This is a genomic window from Castellaniella defragrans 65Phen, assembly GCF_000612685.1.
Classification (GTDB): domain Bacteria; phylum Pseudomonadota; class Gammaproteobacteria; order Burkholderiales; family Burkholderiaceae_B; genus Castellaniella; species Castellaniella defragrans.
Genome location: NZ_HG916765.1, coordinates 133,378 through 155,364, shown reverse-complemented (window position 1 = coordinate 155,364; position 21,987 = coordinate 133,378). Strand labels below are relative to the sequence as shown.

Below are 21,987 nucleotides of genomic sequence, written 5' to 3'. Positions count from 1 at the left end.
AAGAGGACGAAACATGACGGCACAGCACGACGATCGCGTGGACCAGGCCAGCCGGTGGTGGTCCACCGACATCATCGACATCCACCCCGGCGAGATCCGCATCCGCGGCTATGCGATCCAGGACCTGATCGGCCGGATCGGCTTCCCGGAAATGATCTGGCTCATGCTGCGCGGCGAACTGCCCGGCAAGGCCCAGGCGGCGCTGCTCGAAGCCGCGCTGGTCTCCTCCGTGGACCACGGCCCGCATGCGCCTTCCATCGCCATTTCCCGCATGGCGATCAGCTGCGGCGTGGACCTGAACGGCGCCATGGGATCGGCGGTCAACGTGCTGGGCGACATCCACGGCGGCGCCGGCCAGCAATGCATGGAAATCTACCAGGACTGCGTGGCGCGCGCCGGGCGCGGCGAGCCGCAGCCCGTGAAGGCCGCGCTGGACGCGTATCGGGCCGCGCACGGCAAGATCGTGCCCGGCTTCGGCCATCGCTTCCATCCGCGCGATCCGCGCGCCAAGCGGCTGCTGGCCCTGGTGGACGAGGCGGTCGCCCAGGGCGTCGTCTCGGGCGAATTCGCCCGGATCGGGCGCCAGGTCGAAGCCGTCCTGGAGCAGGAAAAGGGCCGCCACATCCCCATGAACATCGACGGCGCGACCGCGGTGATCTATTCCGAACTCGGCTTCGCGCCGGAACTGGGACGGGGGATCTTCATCCTCTCGCGCTCGGTCGGCATCCTCGCCCATGCCTGGGAGCAGATGCGCGAAGGCCGCCGGATCAAGGGCCCCATGCCGCCTTCCATCCCGTACGCCTACACCGGGCCGCGGCACGCCGAACTTCCCGAATGAACGGTCTCAGGAGACAGACACCATGCAAGAACTCATTTCCCGGCAACTGGTCCGCTACCTCGAAGAGCGCGGCGTCGAGCACGTCTTCGGCCTGTGCGGCCACACCAACATCGCGGTCCTGACGGAGCTGGGCAAGAGCTCCATCCGCTTCGTCAACACGCGCCACGAGCAGATCGCCGCGCACGCCGCCGACGGCTACGCGCGGATGAAGAAAAAGGCCGCCGTGGTCCTCAGCCACCTCGGGCCGGGCCTGACGAACGCCGCCACCGGCGTGGCGAACGCGGCCCTGGACTCCATCCCCATGGTCGTGATCGCGGGCGACGTCCCCAGCCACTACTACGGCAAGCATCCGCACCAGGAAATCAACCTGCACGCCGACGCCGCGCAATGGGAGGTCTACCGTCCCTTCGTGAAGCGCGCCTGGCGCGTCGAGCGTCCCGACCTGTTCCCCGAAATCGTCGAGAAGGCCTTCCAGCTGGCCGAAAGCGGCCGCCCGGGCCCGGTGCTGGTGTCCGTGCCGATGGACATCTTCTCCAAGGAAATCGACACCGCGCTGTTCGAGCGCCTGCGCCCGCACACCCGCCAGCTCGAAAAGCCGTCGCTGGACGAGGCCGTGGCGCGGCGCATCGTCCAGGCCCTGATCGACGCCGAGCGTCCGGTGATCTACGCGGGCGGCGGCATCCTGCTGGCCGATGCCGCGCAGGAACTCGAACAGCTGGTCGATCACCTGGGCATCCCGGTCGCCCATTCCCTCATGGGCAAGGGCGCGCTGCGCGACGACCACGACCTGACCCTGGGCATGACGGGCTTCTGGGGCACGCAGTTCGTCAACGACGCGTGCCGCACCGCGGACCTGGTGATCGGTCTGGGCACGCGCTTCGCCGAAGCCGACTGCAGCTCCTGGGACGACCGCTACACCTTCAGCTTCCCGCCCGCGCGCCTGATCCACATCGACATCGACCCGAGCGAGATCGGCCGCAACTATCCGGTCGAGATCGGCGCGGTCGCCGACCTGCGCCAGGCGCTGGTCGCGCTCAACCGGGTCGCGCGCGAGATGCTGCCCGCGGGCCGCCGCAACGAGGCCATGCGCGCGCGCATCGCCCGCTACCGCGAGGAATTCGCCGCCGGCAACGCGACGCTCATCCGCGAGGACCGCTACCCCATGCAGCCCGAACGCATTCTGTCGGAAGTACGCGAGGTCCTGCCGCGCGACGCCATCATCACCACCGACGTGGGCTGGAACAAGAACGGCGTGGGCCAGCAGTTCCCCGTCTACGTGCCGGGCAGCATCCTCACCCCCGGCGGCTATGCCACGATGGGCTTCGGCGCGCCCGGCGCCCTGGGCGCCAAGCTGGCCTGCCCGGACCGCGTGGTGGTGTCGCTGGTGGGCGATGGCGGCTTTGGCCAGAATCCCGCGCTGCTGGCGACCGCGGTCGAGGAGGACATCCCCGTCGTGTGGGTCGTGATGAACAACTGCGCCTTCGGCACCATCGCGGGCCTGCAGAAGGCGCACTACGGCACGACCACAGGCACGGTCTTCGCCAAGGACGGCCAGCCCTACACGCCGGACTACGCCGCCGTGGCCCGCGCCTACGGCGCCGAAGGCATCCGCATCCAGGACACCGCGGAATTCAAGGACGCGCTGGCGCGCGCCATCGCCAGCGGCAAGCCGTGCGTCATCGACGTGCTGATGCGCAACAATCCGGTGCCCACGTCCGGCCATTGGAATATTCTTGACATCTACTCGCCGAACGCAAAGATTTCCCACGTCAGCATAGATTGACGGCAACCATCCGACGCCCGCCGCCCGCCCCTCCACGCCGGCGGGCGGGCGGCCGTCCAAGGCTGCGTCCGGGCGCAGCGGCGGTGCCTAGGCGCGGGCGCCCTGCCCACTCAGGCCAGCATGTAGCGCAGGATCATGTCGATCACGTTCTGCCGCCGCTGCGCGTAGGCTTCGGGGGCCATGATGTCGCGCTTGAAGATCAGCGAGAACGTGTGCTGGTTCGAGACGTTGAAGAAGCACAGCGCGCTGATCGAGGCATGCAGGTCGATGGGGTCCAGGCCCGGCCGGAACAGGCCCTGGGCGCAGCCGCGCGCGTAGATCTCGCGGATGCCGTCGATCGCCGGGATGTTCAGGTCCTTGATCGACGCGGACTGCGCGAGGTAGCGGCCGTTCTGCATGTTCTCGTTCATCACGAGCCGCACGAAATTGGGATTGGCGGCCTGATAGTCGAACGTGAATCCGACCAGGGTGCGCACGGCCTCGATCGGCGGCAGGCTTTCCAGGTGCAGCGTTTCCTCGATGTGGCGGATGTCGCGGTAGGACTTCTCCAGGACGGCGAGGTACAGCCCCTGCTTGCTCCTGAAGTAGTAGTAGATCATCCGCTTGCTGGTCGAAGTCTGGGCGGCGATCTCGTCGATGCGCGCGCCGGCCAGGCCTTTCTTGGCGAATTCCCGGATGGCCACTTCGAGGATGTTCTGCCGGGTGGCGGCGGGATCGTTGCCGCGGCCGCGGGGTCGTGGGGTCGGGGTCATGGTTTCAAGCGGGCGTGGAGGGGCGTGGAGAGGACCGGTCCGGGCCGAACAGGGCCATGCAGGCCTGGCGCAGCCAGCGGTTGCCGGGGTCGTGGTGGAATCGGGCGTGCCAGTGCTGCTTCACGCTGAAGGGGGCGATGGGAAAAGGGCAGGCGTGCAGCCGCAGCGTCCCGCGGCCGGCCAGCGTCTCGCCCGTCTGGCGCGGGACGGTCACGAGCAGGTCGCCGGCTTCGAGCACGGCTGACAGGCCGAGGAATCCCGGCAGCTCCAGCACGACGCGGCGCTCGATCCCGGCGCGCCGCAGCGCGTGTTCGAGCAGGTGATGGCCGGTCCCCGCGGCGATCTCGATGTGGCCCTCGCGGCGGTAGGCCGGCAGGTCCAGCGTCCCGCCGATGCGGGGATGGTCCGCGCGCGCGAGGCAGACCCAGTCCTGCGTGAACAGCGTCTGCTGGTAGACGCCGGCGCCCAGTTCCGGGATCAGCCCCAGGGCCAGGTCGGCCGTGCCCGACTGCAGGCGCTCGACCAGGGAATCGTCGATCGGCGCGGCGCGCAGGCTGCAGCCGCTGGCGGCCTGCCGCAGGTGGCCCAGCAGCCGGGGAAGCAGGTTGACGTGGCTGGCGTCGGTCATGGCGATGCAGAAGCGCCGTTCGGAGCGCATCGGGTCGAAGGCCGGCGCCGCGCCGCCGATGGCGCGCAGGGCCTCCAGGGTGGCGCGCACGGTATCGATCAGGTCCCGCGCGCGCGGCGTCGGGCTCATCCCCTCGGACGTGCGGACGAACAGCGGATCGCCCAGCTGCTCGCGCAGCCGCGCCAGCCAGATGCTGACGGTGGGCTGGCTCAGCCCCAGCGTGCGCGCTGCGCCCGTGACGCTGCCCTCCGTGTAGAGCACGTCGAACAGGCGCAGCAGCTTGGTCTCGGGCAGCGCGTCGAGCAGGGGATCCGCCATGCCGTATTTAAAAACACAATGAATTGAATTTTGATTATTGCATTTAATTTAAATGCCCGCCTCCCTAGAATGGACCGGAGACGCGGCGGACATGAATCCGGCATGGGCCGCCGGAGATGAGCCGGCGGATGCGCATCGGACACGATGCGGCCATGACCCGGACATGCGCCGGACGGCGCGCAGGCGCGCAAGGAGCGAAGGACTGTGAAGATCTGCATATTGGGGGCCGGCGCGCTGGGAAGCGCCCTGGGCGCGAGCCTGGCCGAGGGAGGCTCGGAGGTCGTCCTGCTCAGCCGCAATGCCGCGCACGTCGAGGCCATCCGCGCCGGCGGGCTGCGCCTGCGCGACCAGGACGACGAGCGCCGCGTGCGCCTGCGGGCGGAGACCGAGGCGGCCGCGGTCGGGCCGGTGGACCTGGTCGTCGTGCTGGTGAAGTCGTTCCAGACCCGCGAGGCCCTGGCGCAGGCCGGTCCCCTGTTCGGTCCCGGCACGCTGGCGCTGTCCCTGCAGAACGGCCTGGGCCACGAGGACATCCTGGCGGAATCCATCGGCCGCGAACGCGTGCTGGCGGGCAAGACCTACGTGGGCGGGACGCTGCTCGGGCCCGGCCACGTGCTTGCGGGCGTGCGCGGCAAGGAAACCCTCCTCGGCGAGCTCGACGGCGCGCGCACCGGCCGGGCGCTCGCCATCGCGCGGGAATTCGAGCGCGCCGGCCTGCCGGTCCGGCTCAGCGACAACATCCTGGGCACGATCTGGGACAAGCTGCTGATCAACGTGGCGACGGGCGCCCTCACGGCCATCACGCGCATGCCCTACGGCCCGCTGTTCCAGTGCGCGCCGCTCGAAGCCGTCGGCGTGGCGGCGGTGCGCGAGGCGATGGAGATCGCCCATGCCGCCGGCGTGCGCCTGTCCATCACCGATCCGCTCGAAGCCTGGCGCAGGGCGGGCGCGGGCCTGCCGGCCGACTTCCGCACCTCGATGCTGCAGAGCCTGGACAAGGGCAGCGCCACCGAGATCGACTACATCAACGGCGCCGTGGTCGAACGCGGCCTGCGGCTGGGCATCGCCGCGCCGGTCAACGCCACCCTGGCCGCCTGCGTCAAGGGAATCGAGGCCATGGCGGGGCGGACCGCGCTGGCGCGCCCGCCCGGCATCGACCACGCCGCCGTGCGGGTGGAAGACATCGGCTGGCACGTCCGCTTCTTCGAGGAGGTCCTGGGCATGCCGGTGCGCGAGATCGACGGTCCGCCCGAGGCGCCCCGCCAGGTCTGGCTCGAAGGCGGCGTCCAGCTCATCGCCGCGCCCGCTGCGGCCGGCGACGCCGGGCGGGCGCAATCCCGCATCGCCCACGTCGCCCTGCGCGTGCGGGGCTTGGAGGCGGCGCTCGCGCGCGCCGCGGGCTGGCCCGTGACCGTCCTGCCGCAGGGGCCGAACTGGCTGCGCACGCCCGACGGCGTCGCGCTCGAACTATTCGATTGCTGACAAGGACCCCTGCAATGAATCCCGCAATGAATCCCGCGATGAATCCCGTGGTGAATCCCGTGGTGAAGGAACTGTATTTCGACGAAGTCGAGGTCGGCGCCCGGGGCGTTTCGCCCCCGCGCACCGTGACCGAGGCGGACATCGACACGTTCGCCGACCTGACGGGCGACCACACGCCGGTCCACACCGACGAGGCCTATGCGCGCACCACGCCCTTCGGCACGCGCGTGGCCCACGGGCTGCTCGGCCTGTCCCTGGCCGACGGCCTCAAGAGCCGGTCCGACCTGCGCTTCGTGCCCGGGATGTCGCTGGGCTGGACCTGGGACTTCACCGGTCCGATCAAGATCAACGACACGGTGCAGGTGCGCTTTCACGTCGCCAGCGCCCGCCTGTCGCGCAGCCGCGCCGGCTGGGGCATCCTGGTGCTGCCCGCGGAAATGCGCAACCAGCATGGCGAGGTCGTGCAGCGCGGCGAGCACCGGCTCATGATTCCCTGCAGGCCGGGCTTCGCGCCTGCCGCGGCGGGAGACGCGCCATGACGGCGGCGCAGGCACGCCCGCTGGAGGGCATCCGGGTCATCGACTACAGCCATTTCCTCGCCGGCCCCTATCTGTCCCGCTGCCTGGCTGCCCTGGGTGCCGAGGTGATCAAGGTCGAGCGTCCCACCGAGGGCGACGCCGGACGCCAGCACCCCTTCTTCATCCAGGGCCAGAGCGGCTACTTCCTGCAGCAGAACATGGGCAAGAAGGGGCTGTGCGTGAACCTGAAGGACGCGCGCGGGCGCGAGCTGATGGAAAAGCTCGTGGCCACGGCCGACGTCTTCGTCGAGAACTACCGCCCCGGCGCCCTGGCCCGGCTCGGCCTGGGCTACGAGGCGCTCTCGGCGCTGAATCCGGGCCTGGTCTACTGCTCGGTCTCGGCCTACGGCCACACCGGACCCGAGTCCCACCGCGCCGGCTTCGGTCTGATCGCCGAGGCCAGGAGCGGCATCATGGCCATGATCGGCTCGCCGGGGGAAGCGCCGCCGCTGCTGCGCATCGCGCTGGGCGACATGGTCACCGGCATCCACGGCGTGGCCGCCGTCAACGCCGCGCTGCTGGGGCGCATCAAGTCGGGCCGCGGCCAGCACATCGACCTGTCGCTGTACGACTGCCTGGTCTCCATGCACGAGTACGCGGGCCAGTGCTACACCCTGTCCCAGGGCCGGGTGAAGCCCGAGCAGAGCGGCCACGACCTGCCCGACTCGACCCTCTACGGCGTGTTCGCGGCGCGGGACGGCTGCCTGGTCATCGCCGCGCAGGTCGATGCATCCTGGAAGCGTCTGGCGCCGCTGGTGGGCGGCGAAGCCTTCGCGGCCGATGTCCGGTTCCACTCGCCGCAGGGGCGCAACGCCCACCGGCAGGAGATCCTGCCCGTCGTGCGCGCCTGGACCGGCGCGCGTACGGTGGCGCAATGCCTGGCGGCGCTGGATGCCGTGGACGTGCCCTGCGCCAAGGTGCAGGACATCGGCGAGGTGCTGGAAGACCCCCAGATCCGGGCGCGCGGCATGGTGGTGCGCCAGCACCATCCGGTGCTGGGCGACGTGGACCTGCTCAATACGCCGTTCCGCTTCTCGGGCTGCGACACGACCCTGCGCGAGCCGGCGCCGCTCATGGGCCAGCACAACCGGCGGATCGCCGCCGAACTGGGTTTCTGCGCCGCCGACATCGAAGCCATGGTGCGCGACGGGGTGTTGTACCAGGAAGCCGCCGTCGCCGGGCTGGAGACCTGAAGCGCCGCGCCCTGCGCCGGGCTGGAAAAGACCAGGGGCGCCGCGAGGCGCCCCTTTTGGCGTGCCCGGCTTGCGGCCGGGACGCGGTCCGGGTTCAGGCCTGCTTCGCCTTGGCCGCCGACACGGCCGCGCGCAGCGCCAGCAGGTAGCTGTCCACGCCGAAGCCGCAGATCTGGCCCAGGGCGATTTCCGCGAAGACGGACTTGTGGCGGAATTCCTCGCGGGCATGGATGTTGGACATGTGCAGCTCGACGATGGGCACCGTCAGGATCGCCAGCGCGTCGCGCAGGCCGTAGCTGTAGTGCGTCCAGGCGCCGGCGTTGATCAGCACGGCGTCCACGCCGTCCTGGTAGGCCTGGTGGATGCGCTCGCACATCGCGCCTTCGCAGTTGGTCTGGTAGCTCTCGATCGAGACGCCCAGTTCCCGGGCCAGGTCGGCCAGCTGCGCGTCGATCTGTTCCAGCGTGATCGTCCCGTATTGCTTGGGATCGCGCTTGCCGAACATATTGTGGTTGATGCCATGCAGCATGAGAATTTTCATACGACGCTTCCTGTATCGAGTGGTCTGGAGTGGATCTGGGGCGGCCTGGATCGGAGAGCCGGCGCGGGCCGCGGACGGCCCGCGCCGGACGGGATCAGGGCTTGCGGATCTTGTCGATTTCCGCGTACATCGACTTGACGGTGTCTTCGCCGACTTCCCGAGTATATTTTTCGACCACCGGTTTGACCATCGCGCGCATCTTGTCCAGGTCCGCGGGCGAGAGTTCCGTGACCTGCATGCCGTGCTTCTTCAGGGTTTCCAGCGCCGTGTGGGCGGCGTCGCGGGACACCTGGCGCTGGTAGGCGGCCGCTTCGGTGGCGGCGTCCTGAATCAGCTTCTGCTCGTCCGGATTGAGCGAATCCCAGAACTTCTTGCTGATGATGACGGACTGCGGATTGTAGATGTGGCGCGTGACGGCCAGGTACTTCTGCACCTCGTCGAGCTTGGCGTTCAGGATCACCGTGAACGGATTTTCCTGGCCGTCGACGGCGCCCTGTTCCAGCGCGTTGTAGACCTCGGGCCAGGCCAGGGGCGTGGGGTTGGCCCCCAGCGCCTTGAACACGTCCACGTAGATCGGCGACTGGATCACCCGCAGCTTCAGGCCGCTGATGTCCTCGGGCTTGTTGATCGGATGCTTGCCGTTGGTGATGTTGCGAAAGCCCAGGTCGAAATAGGCCAGGCCGATCAGGCCCTTGTCCTGCAGCTTCTTGTGCAGCGTCTGGCCGAAGGGGCCGTCCACCAGCGCGTCCACTTCCTTGTCGTTGTTGAACAGGAAGGGGAAGTCGAAGGCCGCGAAGTCCTTGATCTGCGCCTGCAGGATGCCGGAGTTCAGCACGGTCATCTCGATGGTCCCGCCCTGCAGGGCGGAGACCGTTTCCAGGTCGCCGCCCAGCACGCCGCCGGGGAACAGGCGGACGCGGATCTTGTTGCCGGACTTCTGGGCCACCAGGTCGGCGAATTTCTGCATGCCCATGACCTGGGGATGGCCCTTGTTGTTCTGCGAGGCGAACTTGATGCTGTGTTCGCGGATGTCGGCCGCGTGGCCGACCCCCAGGGATGCCAGGCCGAAGCCCAGGGCCATGAGGGAGGAAAGGACGAGGCGTTTCATGGGTTTCATGGTTGTCTCCTTGGATTGTCGAGCACTTGTCGAACTATTAATAGAGCCAGCGCGCGGGAACGAGCACCAGATCGGGGAACAGCACCAGCAGGAAAAGCACGGCGAGCTGCGCGAGCAGGAAGGGAAGGGCGCCGCGCGTGACATCGTCCATGCTCAGCCGCCCGACGCCGGCGACCGTGTTCAGCACGGTGCCGACCGGCGGCGTGATCAGGCCGATGGCATTGTTGATGATGAACAGCACGCCGAAATACACCGGGTCGATGCCCGCCGCCTTGACGGCGGGCATCAGGACCGGGGTGAGGATCAGGATGGTGGGCGTCATGTCCATGGCGGTGCCGACCAGCACCACCAGGGCCATGGCGGCGAGCATCAGCAGCAGCGGCTCGCCGATCAGCGGTTCGAGCAGGTCCACCATCCGGTCGGGCAGGCCGGCCACGGTGATGAGCCAGGCGCTGACCATGGCGGCCGCCACCAGCAGCATGATGACCGCGGAGACCTTGGCCGAGCTGAGGAACACCTGGTAGAGGCTGCGCAGGTTCATCTCGCGGTAGATGAACGTCGAGACGAACCAGGAGTAGACGGCGGCCACCACGGCGGCCTCGGTGGGCGTGAACACGCCGAAGCGCAGGCCCACGATGATGATCACCGGCATGCCCAGCGCCCAGATGCCTTCGCGCGCCGCGTGCAGGACGTCCCGGGCGCTCTTGCGCGGCTGGGGCGTGATCGGCTCGCGGCGCACCAGCCAGGCCCAGGTCACCCACAGCGCGGCACCCATCATCAGGCCCGGCAGGATGCCGGCCAGGAAGAGCTTGGAGATCGACACGTTGGCCGCGACGCCGAAGATGATCATGCCGATGCTGGGCGGGATGACGGGCGCGATGATGCCCGCCGACGCGATCAGGCCGGCCGAGCGCTTGCGGTCATGGCCGGCGGCCGTCATCATGGGCAGCAGCAGGGCGGTCATGGCGGCCGCGTCGGCCACGGCCGAGCCCGACAGCGCCGCCATCAGGCAGGCCGTGATGATGGTGACGTAGCCCAGGCCGCCCTTGACGTGGCCCACCAGCACCATGGCGAAGTCCACGATACGGCGGGACAGGCCGCCCACCGTCATGATTTCGCCGGCCAGCATGAAGAACGGCACCGCCAGCAGGGGGAAGCTGTTGGCCCCGTTGATCAGGTTCTGCGCCAGGATCTGCGCATCGAACATGTCCAGCTGCCACATCAGGGCGGCGCCCGAGATGAGCAGCGCGAAGGCGATCGGCACGCCGATGGCCATGGCGCCCAGCAGGGCGACGAGGAAGGTCGTCAGGATCATGCTTGTTCTCCGGCGTCGTCGATGTAGCGGTCCACGGTGGCCATGGAGCCCGTGGCCAGGCGGTAGAGGTCGCCCACCAGGACCAGCGCGCCCGCGACGCTGAAGACCATGCCGCTGGCATAGAACAGGCCCATGGAGATGCCCGTGATGGGCGCGCCGACCGACACGTTGATGAGGGTCTGGGACAGGGCGCCCGAGAACACCAGCCAGCAGATGTACAGCATGGCGAGGCGGCCGATGAACAGGCTGATGCGGCGGCCGGCCGGCGGGAGCCGCCGGACGACGAAATTGGAGCCCAGGTGGGTGTTCTCGCGCATGGCGATGATGCTGCCCAGGAACGTGATCCAGATGAACAGCCAGCGGGACATCTCTTCCGAGATCAGGATGCCCGAATTGAAGCCGTAGCGCAGGACGACGTTGCCGAACACCAGCACGACCATTGCCGCCAGCATGGCCACGATCAGGAAGGACAGGCCGTGCGTGCAGGAATCGATGATTTTTTTCATGGCGGGATCCTCGCGTCAGGCGGGATGGGTGGGGCGGTCGGCCGCGGCCGCGGCGCGGCGCGCCAGGAGTTCCGCCACGTGCGCGGCCATGCGCCGCGCGTCGGCGGCGATGCCGTTGGTATAGAGCTCGAAGGCGCGGGCCGCCTGGTGCACGACCATGCCCAGGCCGTCGATCGTGTGGCAGCCCTTTGCGCGCGCGATGCGCAGCAGCTCGGTCTCCAGCGGGAAATAGATGATCTCGGCGAACCAGTGGCGCGGCTCCAGCAGCGACCCCGGGATCGGCGTGCCGGGATGCTTGCGCATGCCCACCGGCGTGGCGTTGATCAGGCCGTCGGCGCGGCGCAGGGCCTGGGCCGGATCGCCGCCGACGTCCACCGGGATGCCGGGAAAGCGCGTCCGCAGGGCCTGGGCCAGGTACTCGGCGCGGCCCGCCGTCTGGTCGAACAGGGTCAGGCTGCGCGCGCCCAGCCGCAGGATGGCGTCGGCCACCGCGGCGCCCGCGCCGCCCGCCCCGAGCTGGACCACGTGGCCCGGCGCGCGCCCGCCCAGGTTCTCGCGCAGGTTCTGCGAGAAGCCGTAGTGATCGGTGTTGTGGCCGATGCGCCGGCCGTTGCGCAGGACCACGGTGTTGACCGCGCCGATGACGCGCGCCTCGTCGGACAGTTCGTGGAGGTGCGGGATGACGGCCTGCTTGCAGGGATGGGTGATGTTCAGGCCGGCGAAGCCGAAGCGCTCCGCGGCGGTGAGGAGTTCGGGCAGGTTCGCCGGCCCCAGGCCGAGCTCGTCCAGATCGATCCGCTGATAGATGCAGAGCAGCCCGTGCCGCGCCGCCTCGTGCTCGTACAGGGTGGGACTGAGGGACTCGCCGATGCCTTCGCCAATCAGGCCGAGCAGCAGGGCGGGCGTTTCGTTTTCCGGACGCATGGGATGTCTTCCTGGTTGTATGTACCGGTTCGTACATATTTTCGCTATAGAATAGAATTCAGTTCCGAACCGCGTCAAACAGAATTTGCTAGGTGATTACCCTTGTTTGTCTAATTCTGTTCAGCAGAATATGATTCTGTTAGAAAGAACTTCCTAGGTGGAACCGTCATGTCCCTGCCCCGCTACGATCACTTCATCAACGGCGCCCGCGTGCCGCCCGCGTCCGGCGATTATTTCGACACCGAAAACCCCTACACGGGCGAAGTCTGGGCGCATATCGCGCGCGGCAACGCGGCCGACGTGGATGCCGCCGTGGCCGCCGCCAAGGCCGCCTTCGAGGGTCCGTGGGGCGGCCTGACCGCCACCCGCCGCGGCCAGCTGCTGCGCCGCCTGGCCGACCTGGTGATCGAGCACGCCCCCCGCCTGGCGGAAATCGAGCAGCGCGACAACGGCAAGCTGTCCTCCGAGGTCGTCGCGCAGGTGCGCTACATGGGCGAATACTTCCATTACTACGCCGGCCTGGCCGACAAGGTCGAAAGCAAGGTCATCCCCACCGACAAGCCCGGGGTCTTCACCTTCACCCGCTACGAGGCCAAGGGCGTGGTGGCGATCATCACGCCCTGGAATTCCCCGCTCACCCTCACCAGCTGGAAACTGGCGCCGGCCCTGGCGGCGGGCTGCGTGGCGGTGGTCAAGCCCTCGGAATTCACCTCGGCCTCGATGCTGGAATTCGCCGCGCTGTTCGAGCAGGCGGGCTTTCCGCCCGGGGTGGTCAACGTCGTGACGGGCTTCGGCGCCGAAGTCGGCGAGCCGCTGGTGGCGCACCCCGACGTGGCGCACATCGGCTTCACCGGCGGCGAGCTGGCCGGCAAGCGCATCTACGAGGCGGCGGCGCGCAACCTCAAGACCGTCACCCTGGAACTGGGCGGCAAGTCGCCCAACATCATCTTCGACGACGCCGACCTGGACCAGGCCGTCAAGGGCGTCGTGTCGGGGATCTTCGCCGCGTCCGGCCAGAGCTGCCAGGCCGGCTCGCGCGTGCTGGTGCAGGAAAGCATCCACGACGAGCTGATCCGGCGCCTGGTCGAATTCGTGGGCACGGCCAAACTGGGCGACCCGACCCGGCCCGACACCCAGATCGGGCCCATCGCCACCCGGCCGCAGTTCGAGAAGGTGCTCGACTACATCCGCATCGCGCGCGAGGAAGGCGCCCGCTGCGTGCTGGGCGGCAAGGCGCGCCCGGACCTGGGGGCCGGCCAGTTCATCGAGCCCACCATCTTCACCGGCGTGGACAACCGCATGCGCATCGCCCAGGAGGAAGTGTTCGGGCCGGTGCTGTGCATCATCCCCTTCAAGGACGAGGCCGACGCCATCCGCATCGGCAACGACATCCTCTACGGCCTGGCCGGGGCGGTCTGGACGCGCAGCCTGCATCGCGCGCTGTACGTCACCGAGCGCCTGAAGGCCGGCACGGTCTGGGTCAACAACTACCGCGCCACCAGCTTCACCACGCCCTTCGGCGGCTACAAGCGTTCGGGCATCGGCCGCGAATCGGGCTCGGACGCCATCCACGAATACCTGGACACCAAGAGCGTCTGGATCTCCACCGACCTGGACGTGCCCAACCCCTTCATCCGCCGCTGAGCGCCGCGGCGGGCCCGCTCAGCGGGCCGGCGCGCGCCGCAGCGGCAGGCGCCGGCGCAGGGCCTGGTCGTGGATCCACCCGACCGAGCGGATGCCCAGCCGCGCCACCGCGTGGGCCGGCAACTGCCGGTAGTCCTTGTTGAAGACCAGCAGGCTGTAGCTGCCCTCGTAGTCCATGCCGTCCAGGCGCCGCACGAGGGCGGCGACCTGGTCGCTCTGCACGCCGTCGCCCGGAAACACCCGCATGCGGTCGGCGTCGTGCGGCTGGTGTTCCTGCAGCGCCGGGACGCCGAAGTCGGCGAGCTGCACCAGCACGATCCTGTCCGGCGGGATCTCGTCCAGGATGCCGAAGGCCGAGCCCTCGGCGATGAAGTGGAAGGCGTCCAGCACGAGGCCGAGGTTGGCGTGCGCGGCGCCGCACACCAGGTCCCAGGCGCTGCGGATGTCCGCGCCCGTGTGGCTCCAGGGAATCGCCTTGAAGCCGATGCGCACGCCCGTCGGCACAGCCAGATTGGCCAGCTTGCGCAGGTCGGCCTCGGCGCGTTCCGGCGCGAGCGCGCGCGGCAGCGCCGCCGAGGCCGACACGATCAGCAGCGGCGCGCCCACGTCGGCGCAGATTTCCAGCAGGGCCTTGGCCACGTCGAGCTTGTAGCGGTGCGCCGGGCCGTTCATGCCCTCGTAGTCGCGCATCAGCTGCAGGCCGGTGATCTCCAGGCCGCTTTCGCGCACCCGCCGGACCGCGGTTTCGTAGCCCTCGGGGTGGTTGGCCAGGTCCCGCGCCCACAGCATGACCTGGGAGAAGCCGGCCGCCTCCGCGGCGCGCAGGCGTTCCTCCAGGGAGCCCGCCATGCAGGCCAGGTCGATGCCGAAGCGCTCCTGGCTCATCGGGATTCCCGGGGCGGCGTGGCGTGGCGCACCAGCTCGAACGTCACGTCGTAGGACATGGCCGCGGTGATGGCGCCGTGGGCCTCCGTGTGGATGAAGGCGTTGTCCTGGAAAGGCACGCCCTGCGCGGCCATGGCGCGCACCGTCCCCAGCACGTCGGGCGTGCCGAAGGCCAGCCGCGCGAACTGCTCGTCCCATTCCGTGTCGTAGAGGGCGTCGCCCACCGGCTCGACGAGCTGCAGGTGGAAGCATCCGCAGGGGCTGCCCAGGATGGTGCCGCGCGGCAGGATGCCGAAATGGGTTTCCGCGGGCAGGGGCCTGAAGCCGAACAGCTGGGCGTAGAAGTCGGTCCATTGCGCGCTGCGCTCGGGGCCGATGTGCTGCACGAGGCCGAAGAAATGCAGGTCCGGCACCAGCGGCTCCACGTCCCGCTGCTCGTCCAGGTAGATGAAATCGATGTCGTAGATGGAAAAGGGGCGCAGGTGGTCCACCAGGTAGATGACGGTGTCGCCCACGCCGTGGATGCCGGGGATGTTCAGTTCCATGGCGCCCGCCCGGGTGGGGATGGGCCAGGCGCCCCAGGCCATGCTGCGCTCGTAGGCCCGGCCGGCATGGTCCACCTGGAACGCCACGGCGCTGATCTGGTGGTCCTCGCCCTCGCGCGCCGCGCTGGCCAGCGTGGCGGGGTCGGAATTGACGATGAGGTTCATGCCGCCCTGGCGGTACAGCAGCACCTGGCGGGAGCAGTGCCGGGCGATCAGCCGGAAGCCGATCCGGGTCAGCACGGCGCCCAGTTCCTCGGGGCGGGTGGAGGCGAATTCGATGAACTCGATCCCGCGGATGGCCGGCGGGGGGCTGGCGAACGCGGTTTCCTCGGCGCTCATGGCGACGTACCCGCGCTGCCTTCGGGCCAGCGCCCGCCCAGGGCGTCGGTGAGCTCGGCCGCGTGGCGCTTGAGCACGGGGATCACCTGGGCGATCTTTTCCTCGCTGAAGCGGTATTTGGGGCCCGAGATGGACACCACGCCGGCCAGCTGCTGGCCGATCCCGAACACGGGACAGGCCACGGCCCCGATCTCGGGGTCCCGCTCGCCCAGGGAGACCGCGTAAAGCGCGCGTCGTATGTCGTCGTATTTCTCGCCCGCCTCCTGCTCGAAGGCGCGCATGACATGGCCCGAGGCACCCACCTTGAGGGGCAGGGCGTCGCCCTCGTGGACGGAATCGCGCACCGAGCGCGGCGCGTCCACCCGGTGCAGGCAGATGCGGGCGTCGTGGTCCTTGATGAAGAAGGAGGCGCCTTCCTGGAGCTCGTCCACGATGCTGCGCAGCACGGGCACGACGATGTCGGCGCTGCGGAAGTGCTTCTGGTAGAGCGAGCCGAGATACAGGGGCTTGGGCCCGAGGCGGTAGGTGCCGTCTTCCAGGCGGCGGAGATAGCCGAACTTCTCCAGCGATTCGGCCAGCCGCAGCGTCGTGCTCTTGTAGAAGCCCGCGCGCTTCGAGATGTCCGTGAGGGTGAGGCTGTCTCCTCCGTCGATGAATACGTCCAGGATGGTCAGTGCGCGGTCTACCGCGGCGACGCCTTCACGGGTCATGGGGGGCGGCCTCTTGCAGGGTGGGAAATCCGGTCATGAGGCTATGATAACCGAATACGGTTCTATTTTTCAGCCGTTTTGGCCCCGGCGCCGGCCGCAATGATTTATCCTTATGCTTTATCGGAACATCGTATGACCACGCGCCGAAGCGCAGGCCCCGTCGCCCATCGCGGGGCCGAGCGCGGTAGTTTTCACCCGGGGCCGCAGGCCTGACCACCATGGATGCGAACCGTCCCGCCCGGGTCTGGCTGGGGCCCCTGCTCATGTGCGTGGCCAGCCTGTTCTTTTCCGTCCTCGACACCGGCACCAAGTACCTGACGGCCGGCTATCCCGTCACCCAGATCGTCTGGGTGCGCTACATGGCGCAGGCGCTGGCCGTCTTCCTGATCTTCCAGCCGCGCATGGGGCGCGGCCTGTTCCGCACCCGGCGGTACGACATCCAGCTGTTCCGCGGCCTGTGCCTGTGCTGCGGCAGCGTGATGGTGATCAACGGCCTGGCGCGGCTGCCCCTGGCCGAGACCACCGCCATCGTCTTCATGGCGCCGGTGCTCATCACCCTGCTGTCCGGCCTGGTGCTGAAGGAAAAGGCCCGCCGCCTGGACTGGATCGCGGTGGCCTGCGGCTTCGCGGGGGTGCTCATCATCGCCCGGCCCGGCGGCGGCCTGCTGACCTGGGCCATCCTGTTCCCCATGGGCTCGGCCGTCTGCAACGCGTGCTACCAGCTCGTCACGCGCTCCTCGCGCAGTTCCGAGCATCCCGCCACCAGCAATCTGTACACCGGCCTGATCGGCGCGCTGGTCCTGGCGCCCTGGGGCGCCATGGCCTGGATGCCCATGGCCTGGGCCGACCTGCTGCTGGTGGTCGCCCTGGGCACGGTGGCCGCCCTGGGCCACCTCATCATGACCCACGCCCTGCTGCACGCGCCGGCGGCCATGCTGGGGCCCTACGGCTACACGCAGATCTTCTGGGCGACCCTGCTGGGCTGGCTGGCCTTCTCGTCCGCGCCCGACGCCACGACCTGGGTGGGGATGCTGATCATCGCCGCGGGCGGCCTGCTGCTGTCGTCCGGGCCGCTGCTGCGGCGCTGGGCGCAGGGCTGGCTGGACCGCCCCGGCGCGCAGTGAACGGCGGCATCGGCCGCCCGCCCGGCCGCGTCCCTTTCCCGCAATAACTCTTTGCCCCGCAAAAACAAATCGTGCTACACTTCTTGGCTTGCTGGGTTAATGGCATCTGGTCACGGTATGCGCCGCATGATCTTGTGCCCGGCTTTTCGCCCCGGCAACACCGATGGCCCTTGCGGGCCCGGTGAGCAAGCCATCGTGCAAGACCCGCTCTTTACGTCATTCGTTTCAGGCGGATTTTGCGCACATCGCCTGAAAATGCCCCCGCCGCGCGCAGCGCGGCCAGGCAGGCCCGGGCACTCTGGATATCGACGTAAACGTACGCAAGTACAAAGGATGCGTAAAGGTCATGCCTACCATTGCTCAACTGCTGCGCAAGCCGCGCCAAGTCAGTCGCGAGAGCAGCAAGAGCCCGGCGCTGGATAACTGCCCCCAGCGCCGCGGCGTCTGCACCCGTGTCTACACCACCACCCCGAAGAAGCCGAACTCCGCCCTGCGCAAGGTCGCCAAGGTGCGCCTGACCAACGGCTACGAGGTCATCTCCTACATCGGCGGCGAAGGCCACAACCTCCAGGAACACTCGGTGGTCCTGGTGCGCGGCGGCCGCGTGAAGGACCTTCCCGGCGTGCGCTACCACATCGTCCGCGGTTCCCTGGATCTGCAGGGCGTCAAGGACCGCAAGCAGGCCCGTTCCAAGTACGGCGCCAAGCGGCCCAAGAAGTAATCCGCGCTCTCCCGCAACCGCCCTACCCGCAATACCCGATCGCTCCAGATCGGCCGTGCAGCCGCAGCCATGGGGCTGTGGCACGTAAGTGGCTTTCCCGATGGAAGCCGTGGCCGCCCGGCGGCTCAACTGAATCGTCACAAGGAAATCGAAATGCCTCGTCGTCGCGAAGTACCGAAACGTGAAATCCTCCCCGATCCCAAATTTGGCAGTGTCGAGCTGGCCAAGTTCATGAACGTCGTCATGCTGTCCGGCAAGAAAGCCGTGGCGGAACGCATCGTGTACGGCGCCTTGGACCAGATCCAGGCCAAGACGGGCAAGGAACCCATCGAAATCTTCAACACCGCCGTCAACAACGTCAAGCCGGTGGTCGAAGTCAAGTCCCGCCGCGTCGGCGGCGCCAACTACCAGGTGCCGGTCGAAGTGCGCCCCGTGCGCCGCCTGGCCCTGGCCATGCGCTGGCTGCGCGAAGCCGCGAAGAAGCGCGGCGAGAAGTCGATGGACCTGCGTCTCGCGGGTGAACTGATGGATGCCGCCGAAGGCCGCGGCGGCGCCATGAAGAAGCGCGAGGACACCCACAAGATGGCCGAGGCCAACAAGGCCTTCAGCCACTTCCGCTGGTAATCCAGCCGGTCAATCACCAGGAAACACATCATGGCCCGCAAAACCCCCATCGAGCGCTATCGCAATATCGGTATTTCCGCGCACATCGACGCCGGGAAGACCACCACCACCGAGCGCATCCTGTTCTACACCGGCGTCAACCACAAGATTGGCGAAACCCATGAAGGCTCGGCCACCATGGACTGGATGGAACAGGAACAGGAACGCGGCATCACCATCACGTCGGCGGCCACCACGGCCTTCTGGCGCGGGATGGAGCACCAGTACGACGAGCACCGCATCAACATCATCGACACCCCGGGCCACGTGGACTTCACCATCGAAGTCGAACGTTCCATGCGCGTGCTCGACGGTGCCTGCATGGTGTATTGCGCCGTGGGCGGCGTGCAGCCTCAGTCCGAAACCGTGTGGCGCCAGGCCAACAAGTACGGCGTGCCCCGCCTGGCCTTCGTCAACAAGATGGACCGCACCGGCGCCAACTTCTTCAAGGTCTACGACCAGCTCAAGCTGCGCCTGAAGGCCAACCCCGTGCCCATCGTCATCCCGATCGGCGCCGAAGACGACTTCAAGGGCGTCATCGACCTGACCAAGATGCGCGGCATCATCTGGGACGAAGCCTCCCAGGGCACGAAGTTCGATTACATCGACATTCCCGCCGACATGGTCGACCAGGCCAACGAATGGCATGAGAAGCTGATGGAATCGGCCGCCGAGGCCAACGAGGAACTGATGAACAAGTACCTCGAAACCGGCTCGCTGACCGAACAGGAGATCGACCGCGGCATCCGCCAGCGCACCATCGCCTGCGAGATCCAGCCCATGCTGTGCGGCACCGCCTTCAAGAACAAGGGCGTGCAGCGCATGCTCGACGCCGTCATCGACTACCTGCCCTCCCCGGTGGACATTCCCCCGGTCAAGGGCACCGACGACGAAGGCAACGAAATCAGCCGCAAGGCCGACGACAAGGAAAAGCTGTCCGCCCTGGCCTTCAAGCTGATGACCGACCCGTTCGTGGGCCAGCTCACCTTCATCCGCGTGTATTCGGGCGTGCTGAGCTCCGGCGACACCGTCTACAACCCGATCAAGGGCAAGAAGGAACGCATCGGCCGCATCCTGCAGATGCACGCCAACAACCGCGCCGAGATCAAGGAAGTGGTGGCCGGCGACATCGCCGCCGTCGTGGGCCTGAAGGAAGTCACCACGGGCGAGACCCTGTGCGACGTGGGCGACCACATCCTGCTGGAAAAGATGGAATTCCCCGAGCCCGTGATCTCCCAGGCCGTGGAGCCCAAGTCCAAGGCCGACCAGGAAAAGATGGGCATCGCCCTGTCGCGCCTGGCCGCCGAGGATCCGTCCTTCCGCGTGCGCAGCGACGAGGAATCCGGCCAGACCATCATCTCCGGCATGGGCGAACTGCACCTCGAAGTGCTGGTCGACCGCATGAAGCGCGAGTTCGGCGTCGAAGCCAACGTCGGCAAGCCCCAGGTGGCCTACCGCGAGACCATCCGCAAGACCTGCGAGGAAGTCGAAGGCAAGTTCGTCAAGCAGTCCGGCGGCCGCGGCCAGTACGGCCACGTCGTGCTCAAGCTCGAACCCCTGGAAGCGGGCGGCGGCTACGAGTTCGTCGACGCCATCAAGGGCGGCGTGGTGCCGCGCGAGTTCATCCCGGCGGTGGACAAGGGCATCCAGGAAACCCTGCCCGCGGGCGTGGTGGCCGGCTACCCGGTCGTGGACGTCAAGGTCACGCTGTTCTTCGGTTCGTACCACGACGTGGACTCGAACGAAAACGCGTTCCGCATGGCGGCCTCGATGGCGTTCAAGGACGGCATGCGCAAGGCCAGCCCGGTCCTGCTCGAACCCATGATGCACGTCGAAGTCGAAACCCCGGAAGACTACGCCGGCACGGTGATGGGCGACCTGTCGTCCCGCCGCGGCATGGTCCAGGGCATGGACGACATCCCGGGCGGCGGCAAGATCATCAAGGCCGAGGTTCCGCTGGCTGAGATGTTCGGCTATTCCACCAGCCTGCGTTCGCAGACCCAGGGCCGCGCCACGTACACGATGGAATTCAAGCAGTACGCCGAGGCGCCGCGCAACGTCGCCGACGAAGTCATCGCCGCTCGCGGCAAGTAATACACGGCCCGGCCGCATGGCCGGGCAACCACTCTTTCATTTCCTAGGAAATACGGGATACATCATGGCAAAAGGCAAGTTTGAACGGACCAAACCGCACGTGAACGTGGGTACGATCGGCCACGTTGACCACGGCAAGACGACGCTGACGGCGGCGATCACGACGGTGCTGGCCAAGGCGGGCGGTGGCGAGGCCAAGGGCTACGACCAGATCGACAACGCGCCCGAAGAGAAGGCGCGCGGGATCACGATCAACACCTCGCACGTGGAATACGAGACGGCCAACCGTCACTACGCGCACGTGGACTGCCCGGGCCACGCCGACTACGTGAAGAACATGATCACGGGTGCGGCGCAGATGGACGGGGCGATCCTGGTGGTGTCGGCCGCCGACGGCCCGATGCCGCAGACGCGCGAGCACATTCTGCTGGCGCGCCAGGTGGGCGTGCCCTACATCATCGTGTTCCTGAACAAGTGCGACATGGTCGACGACGAGGAGCTGCTGGAGCTGGTCGAGATGGAAGTGCGCGAACTTCTGTCCAAGTACGACTTTCCGGGCGATGACACGCCGATCGTCAAGGGCTCGGCCAAGCTGGCGCTCGAAGGCGACGAAGGTCCGCTGGGCGCGCAGGCGATCATGCAGCTGGCTGCGGCGCTGGACAGCTACATCCCGACGCCGGAGCGCGCGGTCGATGGCACGTTCCTGATGCCTGTGGAAGACGTGTTCTCGATCTCGGGTCGCGGCACGGTGGTGACGGGGCGCATCGAGCGCGGGGTGATCAAGGTCGGCGAGGAAATCGAGATCGTGGGCATCCACGATACGGTCAAGACGACGTGCACGGGCGTGGAGATGTTCCGCAAGCTGCTGGACCAGGGCCAGGCGGGCGACAACGTGGGGATTCTGCTGCGCGGGACCAAGCGCGAGGAAGTCGAGCGCGGCCAGGTGCTGGCCAAGCCCGGCTCGATCCACCCGCACACGAACTTCACGGCCGAAGTCTACATTCTGTCCAAGGAAGAGGGCGGGCGTCACACGCCGTTCTTCAAGGGGTATCGTCCGCAGTTTTACTTCCGCACGACGGACGTGACGGGCACGATCGAGCTGCCGGCCGACAAGGAAATGGTGCTGCCGGGCGACAACGTGTCGATGACGGTGAGCCTGATTGCGCCGATCGCCATGGAAGAGGGGCTGCGCTTTGCCATCCGCGAAGGCGGCCGTACCGTGGGCGCCGGCGTCGTCGCCAAAATCATCAAGTAATTGATGGATCGGCGGGGGGGCATTCCCCCCGC

At 67.9% G+C, this 21,987-nt stretch carries 21 protein-coding genes; 11 read left to right on the top strand and 10 right to left on the bottom strand.

Going from position 1 to position 21,987, the window contains the following annotated elements:
• The first annotated feature begins 13 nt into the window (after nt 1–13).
• Together BN940_RS00705 and BN940_RS00700 are read left to right on the top strand one after the other, a co-directional pair.
• Entirely contained in the window at nt 14–838 is an 825-nt protein-coding gene (locus BN940_RS00705; protein ID WP_043679053.1) for a citryl-CoA lyase, read from the top strand.
• 22 nt (nt 839–860) lie between these two features.
• Complete coding sequence (locus BN940_RS00700) at nt 861–2,621, top strand: thiamine pyrophosphate-binding protein (protein WP_043679050.1); 1,761 nt, start codon at nt 861–863, stop codon at nt 2,619–2,621.
• A 110-nt stretch (nt 2,622–2,731) separates the two neighbouring features.
• Here the strand turns inward: BN940_RS00700 and BN940_RS00695 are convergent, their stop codons facing one another.
• Both BN940_RS00695 and BN940_RS00690 read right to left on the bottom strand, forming a co-directional pair.
• Complete coding sequence (locus tag BN940_RS00695) at nt 2,732–3,373, bottom strand: TetR/AcrR family transcriptional regulator (RefSeq protein WP_043679047.1); 642 nt, start codon at nt 3,371–3,373, stop codon at nt 2,732–2,734.
• Between the two features lie 4 nt (nt 3,374–3,377).
• Entirely contained in the window at nt 3,378–4,319 is a 942-nt protein-coding gene (locus BN940_RS00690) for a LysR family transcriptional regulator (RefSeq protein ID WP_043679044.1), read from the bottom strand.
• Between the two features lie 204 nt (nt 4,320–4,523).
• Between BN940_RS00690 and BN940_RS00685 the strand changes: the two genes are divergently transcribed.
• From BN940_RS00685 to BN940_RS00675, 3 genes are read left to right on the top strand one after another with little or no spacing between them, the layout of a single operon-like run.
• Complete coding sequence (locus tag BN940_RS00685) at nt 4,524–5,801, top strand: 2-dehydropantoate 2-reductase (RefSeq protein ID WP_084330430.1); 1,278 nt, start codon at nt 4,524–4,526, stop codon at nt 5,799–5,801.
• Nucleotides 5,802–5,827: 26 nt separating this feature from the next.
• A complete protein-coding gene (locus BN940_RS00680; RefSeq protein WP_242404237.1) occupies nt 5,828–6,340 on the top strand; it encodes a MaoC family dehydratase in 513 nt (170 codons plus the stop codon).
• Nucleotides 6,337–7,572: a CaiB/BaiF CoA transferase family protein gene (locus BN940_RS00675; RefSeq protein WP_043679041.1), complete on the top strand. Its 1,236-nt coding sequence runs from the start codon at nt 6,337–6,339 to the stop codon at nt 7,570–7,572. The genes BN940_RS00680 and BN940_RS00675 overlap by 4 nt, the downstream gene beginning before the upstream one ends.
• A gap of 94 nt (nt 7,573–7,666) precedes the next feature.
• Here the strand turns inward: BN940_RS00675 and aroQ are convergent, their stop codons facing one another.
• The 5 genes from aroQ to BN940_RS00650 form a co-directional block, all read right to left on the bottom strand.
• A complete protein-coding gene (gene aroQ, locus BN940_RS00670) occupies nt 7,667–8,113 on the bottom strand; it encodes a type II 3-dehydroquinate dehydratase (RefSeq protein ID WP_043679038.1) in 447 nt (148 codons plus the stop codon).
• Nucleotides 8,114–8,207: 94 nt separating this feature from the next.
• Nucleotides 8,208–9,230 carry a TRAP transporter substrate-binding protein gene (locus BN940_RS00665; RefSeq protein WP_043679035.1) on the bottom strand — a complete coding sequence of 341 codons (1,023 nt, stop codon included), beginning with the start codon at nt 9,228–9,230 and terminating at the stop codon, nt 8,208–8,210.
• A 37-nt stretch (nt 9,231–9,267) separates the two neighbouring features.
• The gene (locus BN940_RS00660) at nt 9,268–10,545 is read right to left on the bottom strand and encodes a TRAP transporter large permease subunit (protein ID WP_043679032.1); all 1,278 of its coding nucleotides are present in this window, start codon (nt 10,543–10,545) and stop codon (nt 9,268–9,270) included.
• Complete coding sequence (locus BN940_RS00655) at nt 10,542–11,051, bottom strand: TRAP transporter small permease (protein WP_043685378.1); 510 nt, start codon at nt 11,049–11,051, stop codon at nt 10,542–10,544. Before BN940_RS00655 ends, BN940_RS00660 begins: the two co-directional genes overlap by 4 nt.
• Before the next feature lie 15 nt (nt 11,052–11,066).
• Entirely contained in the window at nt 11,067–11,975 is a 909-nt protein-coding gene (locus BN940_RS00650; protein WP_043679029.1) for a shikimate dehydrogenase, read from the bottom strand.
• 168 nt (nt 11,976–12,143) lie between these two features.
• Here BN940_RS00650 and BN940_RS00645 point away from each other — a divergent pair, with 168 nt between their 5' ends.
• Complete coding sequence (locus tag BN940_RS00645; RefSeq protein ID WP_148304854.1) at nt 12,144–13,619, top strand: aldehyde dehydrogenase; 1,476 nt, start codon at nt 12,144–12,146, stop codon at nt 13,617–13,619.
• Between the two features lie 18 nt (nt 13,620–13,637).
• Here BN940_RS00645 and BN940_RS00640 read toward each other — a convergent pair whose 3' ends face one another.
• Genes BN940_RS00640 through BN940_RS00630 form a run of 3 tightly spaced genes read right to left on the bottom strand, consistent with a single transcriptional unit; the run spans nt 13,638 to nt 16,098 of the window.
• Nucleotides 13,638–14,504 carry a sugar phosphate isomerase/epimerase family protein gene (locus tag BN940_RS00640; RefSeq protein WP_043679028.1) on the bottom strand — a complete coding sequence of 289 codons (867 nt, stop codon included), beginning with the start codon at nt 14,502–14,504 and terminating at the stop codon, nt 13,638–13,640.
• Nucleotides 14,501–15,388 carry a VOC family protein gene (locus tag BN940_RS00635; RefSeq protein WP_043679025.1) on the bottom strand — a complete coding sequence of 296 codons (888 nt, stop codon included), beginning with the start codon at nt 15,386–15,388 and terminating at the stop codon, nt 14,501–14,503. The genes BN940_RS00640 and BN940_RS00635 overlap by 4 nt, the downstream gene beginning before the upstream one ends.
• Nucleotides 15,385–16,098, bottom strand: coding sequence for an IclR family transcriptional regulator (locus BN940_RS00630; protein WP_043679022.1), 714 nt, complete (start codon nt 16,096–16,098; stop codon nt 15,385–15,387). Before BN940_RS00630 ends, BN940_RS00635 begins: the two co-directional genes overlap by 4 nt.
• A gap of 218 nt (nt 16,099–16,316) precedes the next feature.
• Here BN940_RS00630 and BN940_RS00625 point away from each other — a divergent pair, with 218 nt between their 5' ends.
• The 5 genes from BN940_RS00625 (at nt 16,317) to tuf (ending at nt 21,955) form a co-directional block, all read left to right on the top strand.
• A complete protein-coding gene (locus BN940_RS00625) occupies nt 16,317–17,222 on the top strand; it encodes a DMT family transporter (protein ID WP_052355499.1) in 906 nt (301 codons plus the stop codon).
• Between the two features lie 346 nt (nt 17,223–17,568).
• Complete coding sequence (gene rpsL / locus BN940_RS00620; protein ID WP_043679020.1) at nt 17,569–17,943, top strand: 30S ribosomal protein S12; 375 nt, start codon at nt 17,569–17,571, stop codon at nt 17,941–17,943.
• Nucleotides 17,944–18,096: 153 nt separating this feature from the next.
• Nucleotides 18,097–18,567: a 30S ribosomal protein S7 gene (gene rpsG, locus BN940_RS00615; protein WP_043679017.1), complete on the top strand. Its 471-nt coding sequence runs from the start codon at nt 18,097–18,099 to the stop codon at nt 18,565–18,567.
• 30 nt (nt 18,568–18,597) lie between these two features.
• Nucleotides 18,598–20,700, top strand: coding sequence for an elongation factor G (fusA, locus tag BN940_RS00610; RefSeq protein WP_043679014.1), 2,103 nt, complete (start codon nt 18,598–18,600; stop codon nt 20,698–20,700).
• A gap of 64 nt (nt 20,701–20,764) precedes the next feature.
• Nucleotides 20,765–21,955 (top strand): elongation factor Tu, encoded by a 1,191-nt coding sequence (gene tuf, locus BN940_RS00605; protein WP_043679011.1) that lies wholly within the window; start codon nt 20,765–20,767, stop codon nt 21,953–21,955.
• Nucleotides 21,956–21,987 lie beyond the last annotated feature (32 nt).

Excerpts from the sequence above, each read along its gene's own strand:
- BN940_RS00705 (WP_043679053.1), top strand. The coding sequence starts at position 14 with ATGACGGCACAGCACGACGATCGCGTGGACCAGGCCAGCCGGTGGTGG.
- BN940_RS00700 (WP_043679050.1), top strand. The coding sequence starts at position 861 with ATGCAAGAACTCATTTCCCGGCAACTGGTCCGCTACCTCGAAGAGCGC.
- BN940_RS00695 (WP_043679047.1), bottom strand. The coding sequence starts at position 3,373 with ATGACCCCGACCCCACGACCCCGCGGCCGCGGCAACGATCCCGCCGCC.
- BN940_RS00690 (WP_043679044.1), bottom strand. The coding sequence starts at position 4,319 with ATGGCGGATCCCCTGCTCGACGCGCTGCCCGAGACCAAGCTGCTGCGC.
- BN940_RS00680 (WP_242404237.1), top strand. The coding sequence starts at position 5,828 with ATGAATCCCGCGATGAATCCCGTGGTGAATCCCGTGGTGAAGGAACTG.
- BN940_RS00675 (WP_043679041.1), top strand. The coding sequence starts at position 6,337 with ATGACGGCGGCGCAGGCACGCCCGCTGGAGGGCATCCGGGTCATCGAC.
- aroQ (WP_043679038.1), bottom strand. The coding sequence starts at position 8,113 with ATGAAAATTCTCATGCTGCATGGCATCAACCACAATATGTTCGGCAAG.
- BN940_RS00665 (WP_043679035.1), bottom strand. The coding sequence starts at position 9,230 with ATGAAACCCATGAAACGCCTCGTCCTTTCCTCCCTCATGGCCCTGGGC.
- BN940_RS00660 (WP_043679032.1), bottom strand. The coding sequence starts at position 10,545 with ATGATCCTGACGACCTTCCTCGTCGCCCTGCTGGGCGCCATGGCCATC.
- BN940_RS00655 (WP_043685378.1), bottom strand. The coding sequence starts at position 11,051 with ATGAAAAAAATCATCGATTCCTGCACGCACGGCCTGTCCTTCCTGATC.
- BN940_RS00650 (WP_043679029.1), bottom strand. The coding sequence starts at position 11,975 with ATGCGTCCGGAAAACGAAACGCCCGCCCTGCTGCTCGGCCTGATTGGC.
- BN940_RS00645 (WP_148304854.1), top strand. The coding sequence starts at position 12,144 with ATGTCCCTGCCCCGCTACGATCACTTCATCAACGGCGCCCGCGTGCCG.
- BN940_RS00640 (WP_043679028.1), bottom strand. The coding sequence starts at position 14,504 with ATGAGCCAGGAGCGCTTCGGCATCGACCTGGCCTGCATGGCGGGCTCC.
- BN940_RS00635 (WP_043679025.1), bottom strand. The coding sequence starts at position 15,388 with ATGAGCGCCGAGGAAACCGCGTTCGCCAGCCCCCCGCCGGCCATCCGC.
- BN940_RS00630 (WP_043679022.1), bottom strand. The coding sequence starts at position 16,098 with ATGACCCGTGAAGGCGTCGCCGCGGTAGACCGCGCACTGACCATCCTG.
- BN940_RS00625 (WP_052355499.1), top strand. The coding sequence starts at position 16,317 with ATGGATGCGAACCGTCCCGCCCGGGTCTGGCTGGGGCCCCTGCTCATG.
- rpsL (WP_043679020.1), top strand. The coding sequence starts at position 17,569 with ATGCCTACCATTGCTCAACTGCTGCGCAAGCCGCGCCAAGTCAGTCGC.
- rpsG (WP_043679017.1), top strand. The coding sequence starts at position 18,097 with ATGCCTCGTCGTCGCGAAGTACCGAAACGTGAAATCCTCCCCGATCCC.
- fusA (WP_043679014.1), top strand. The coding sequence starts at position 18,598 with ATGGCCCGCAAAACCCCCATCGAGCGCTATCGCAATATCGGTATTTCC.
- tuf (WP_043679011.1), top strand. The coding sequence starts at position 20,765 with ATGGCAAAAGGCAAGTTTGAACGGACCAAACCGCACGTGAACGTGGGT.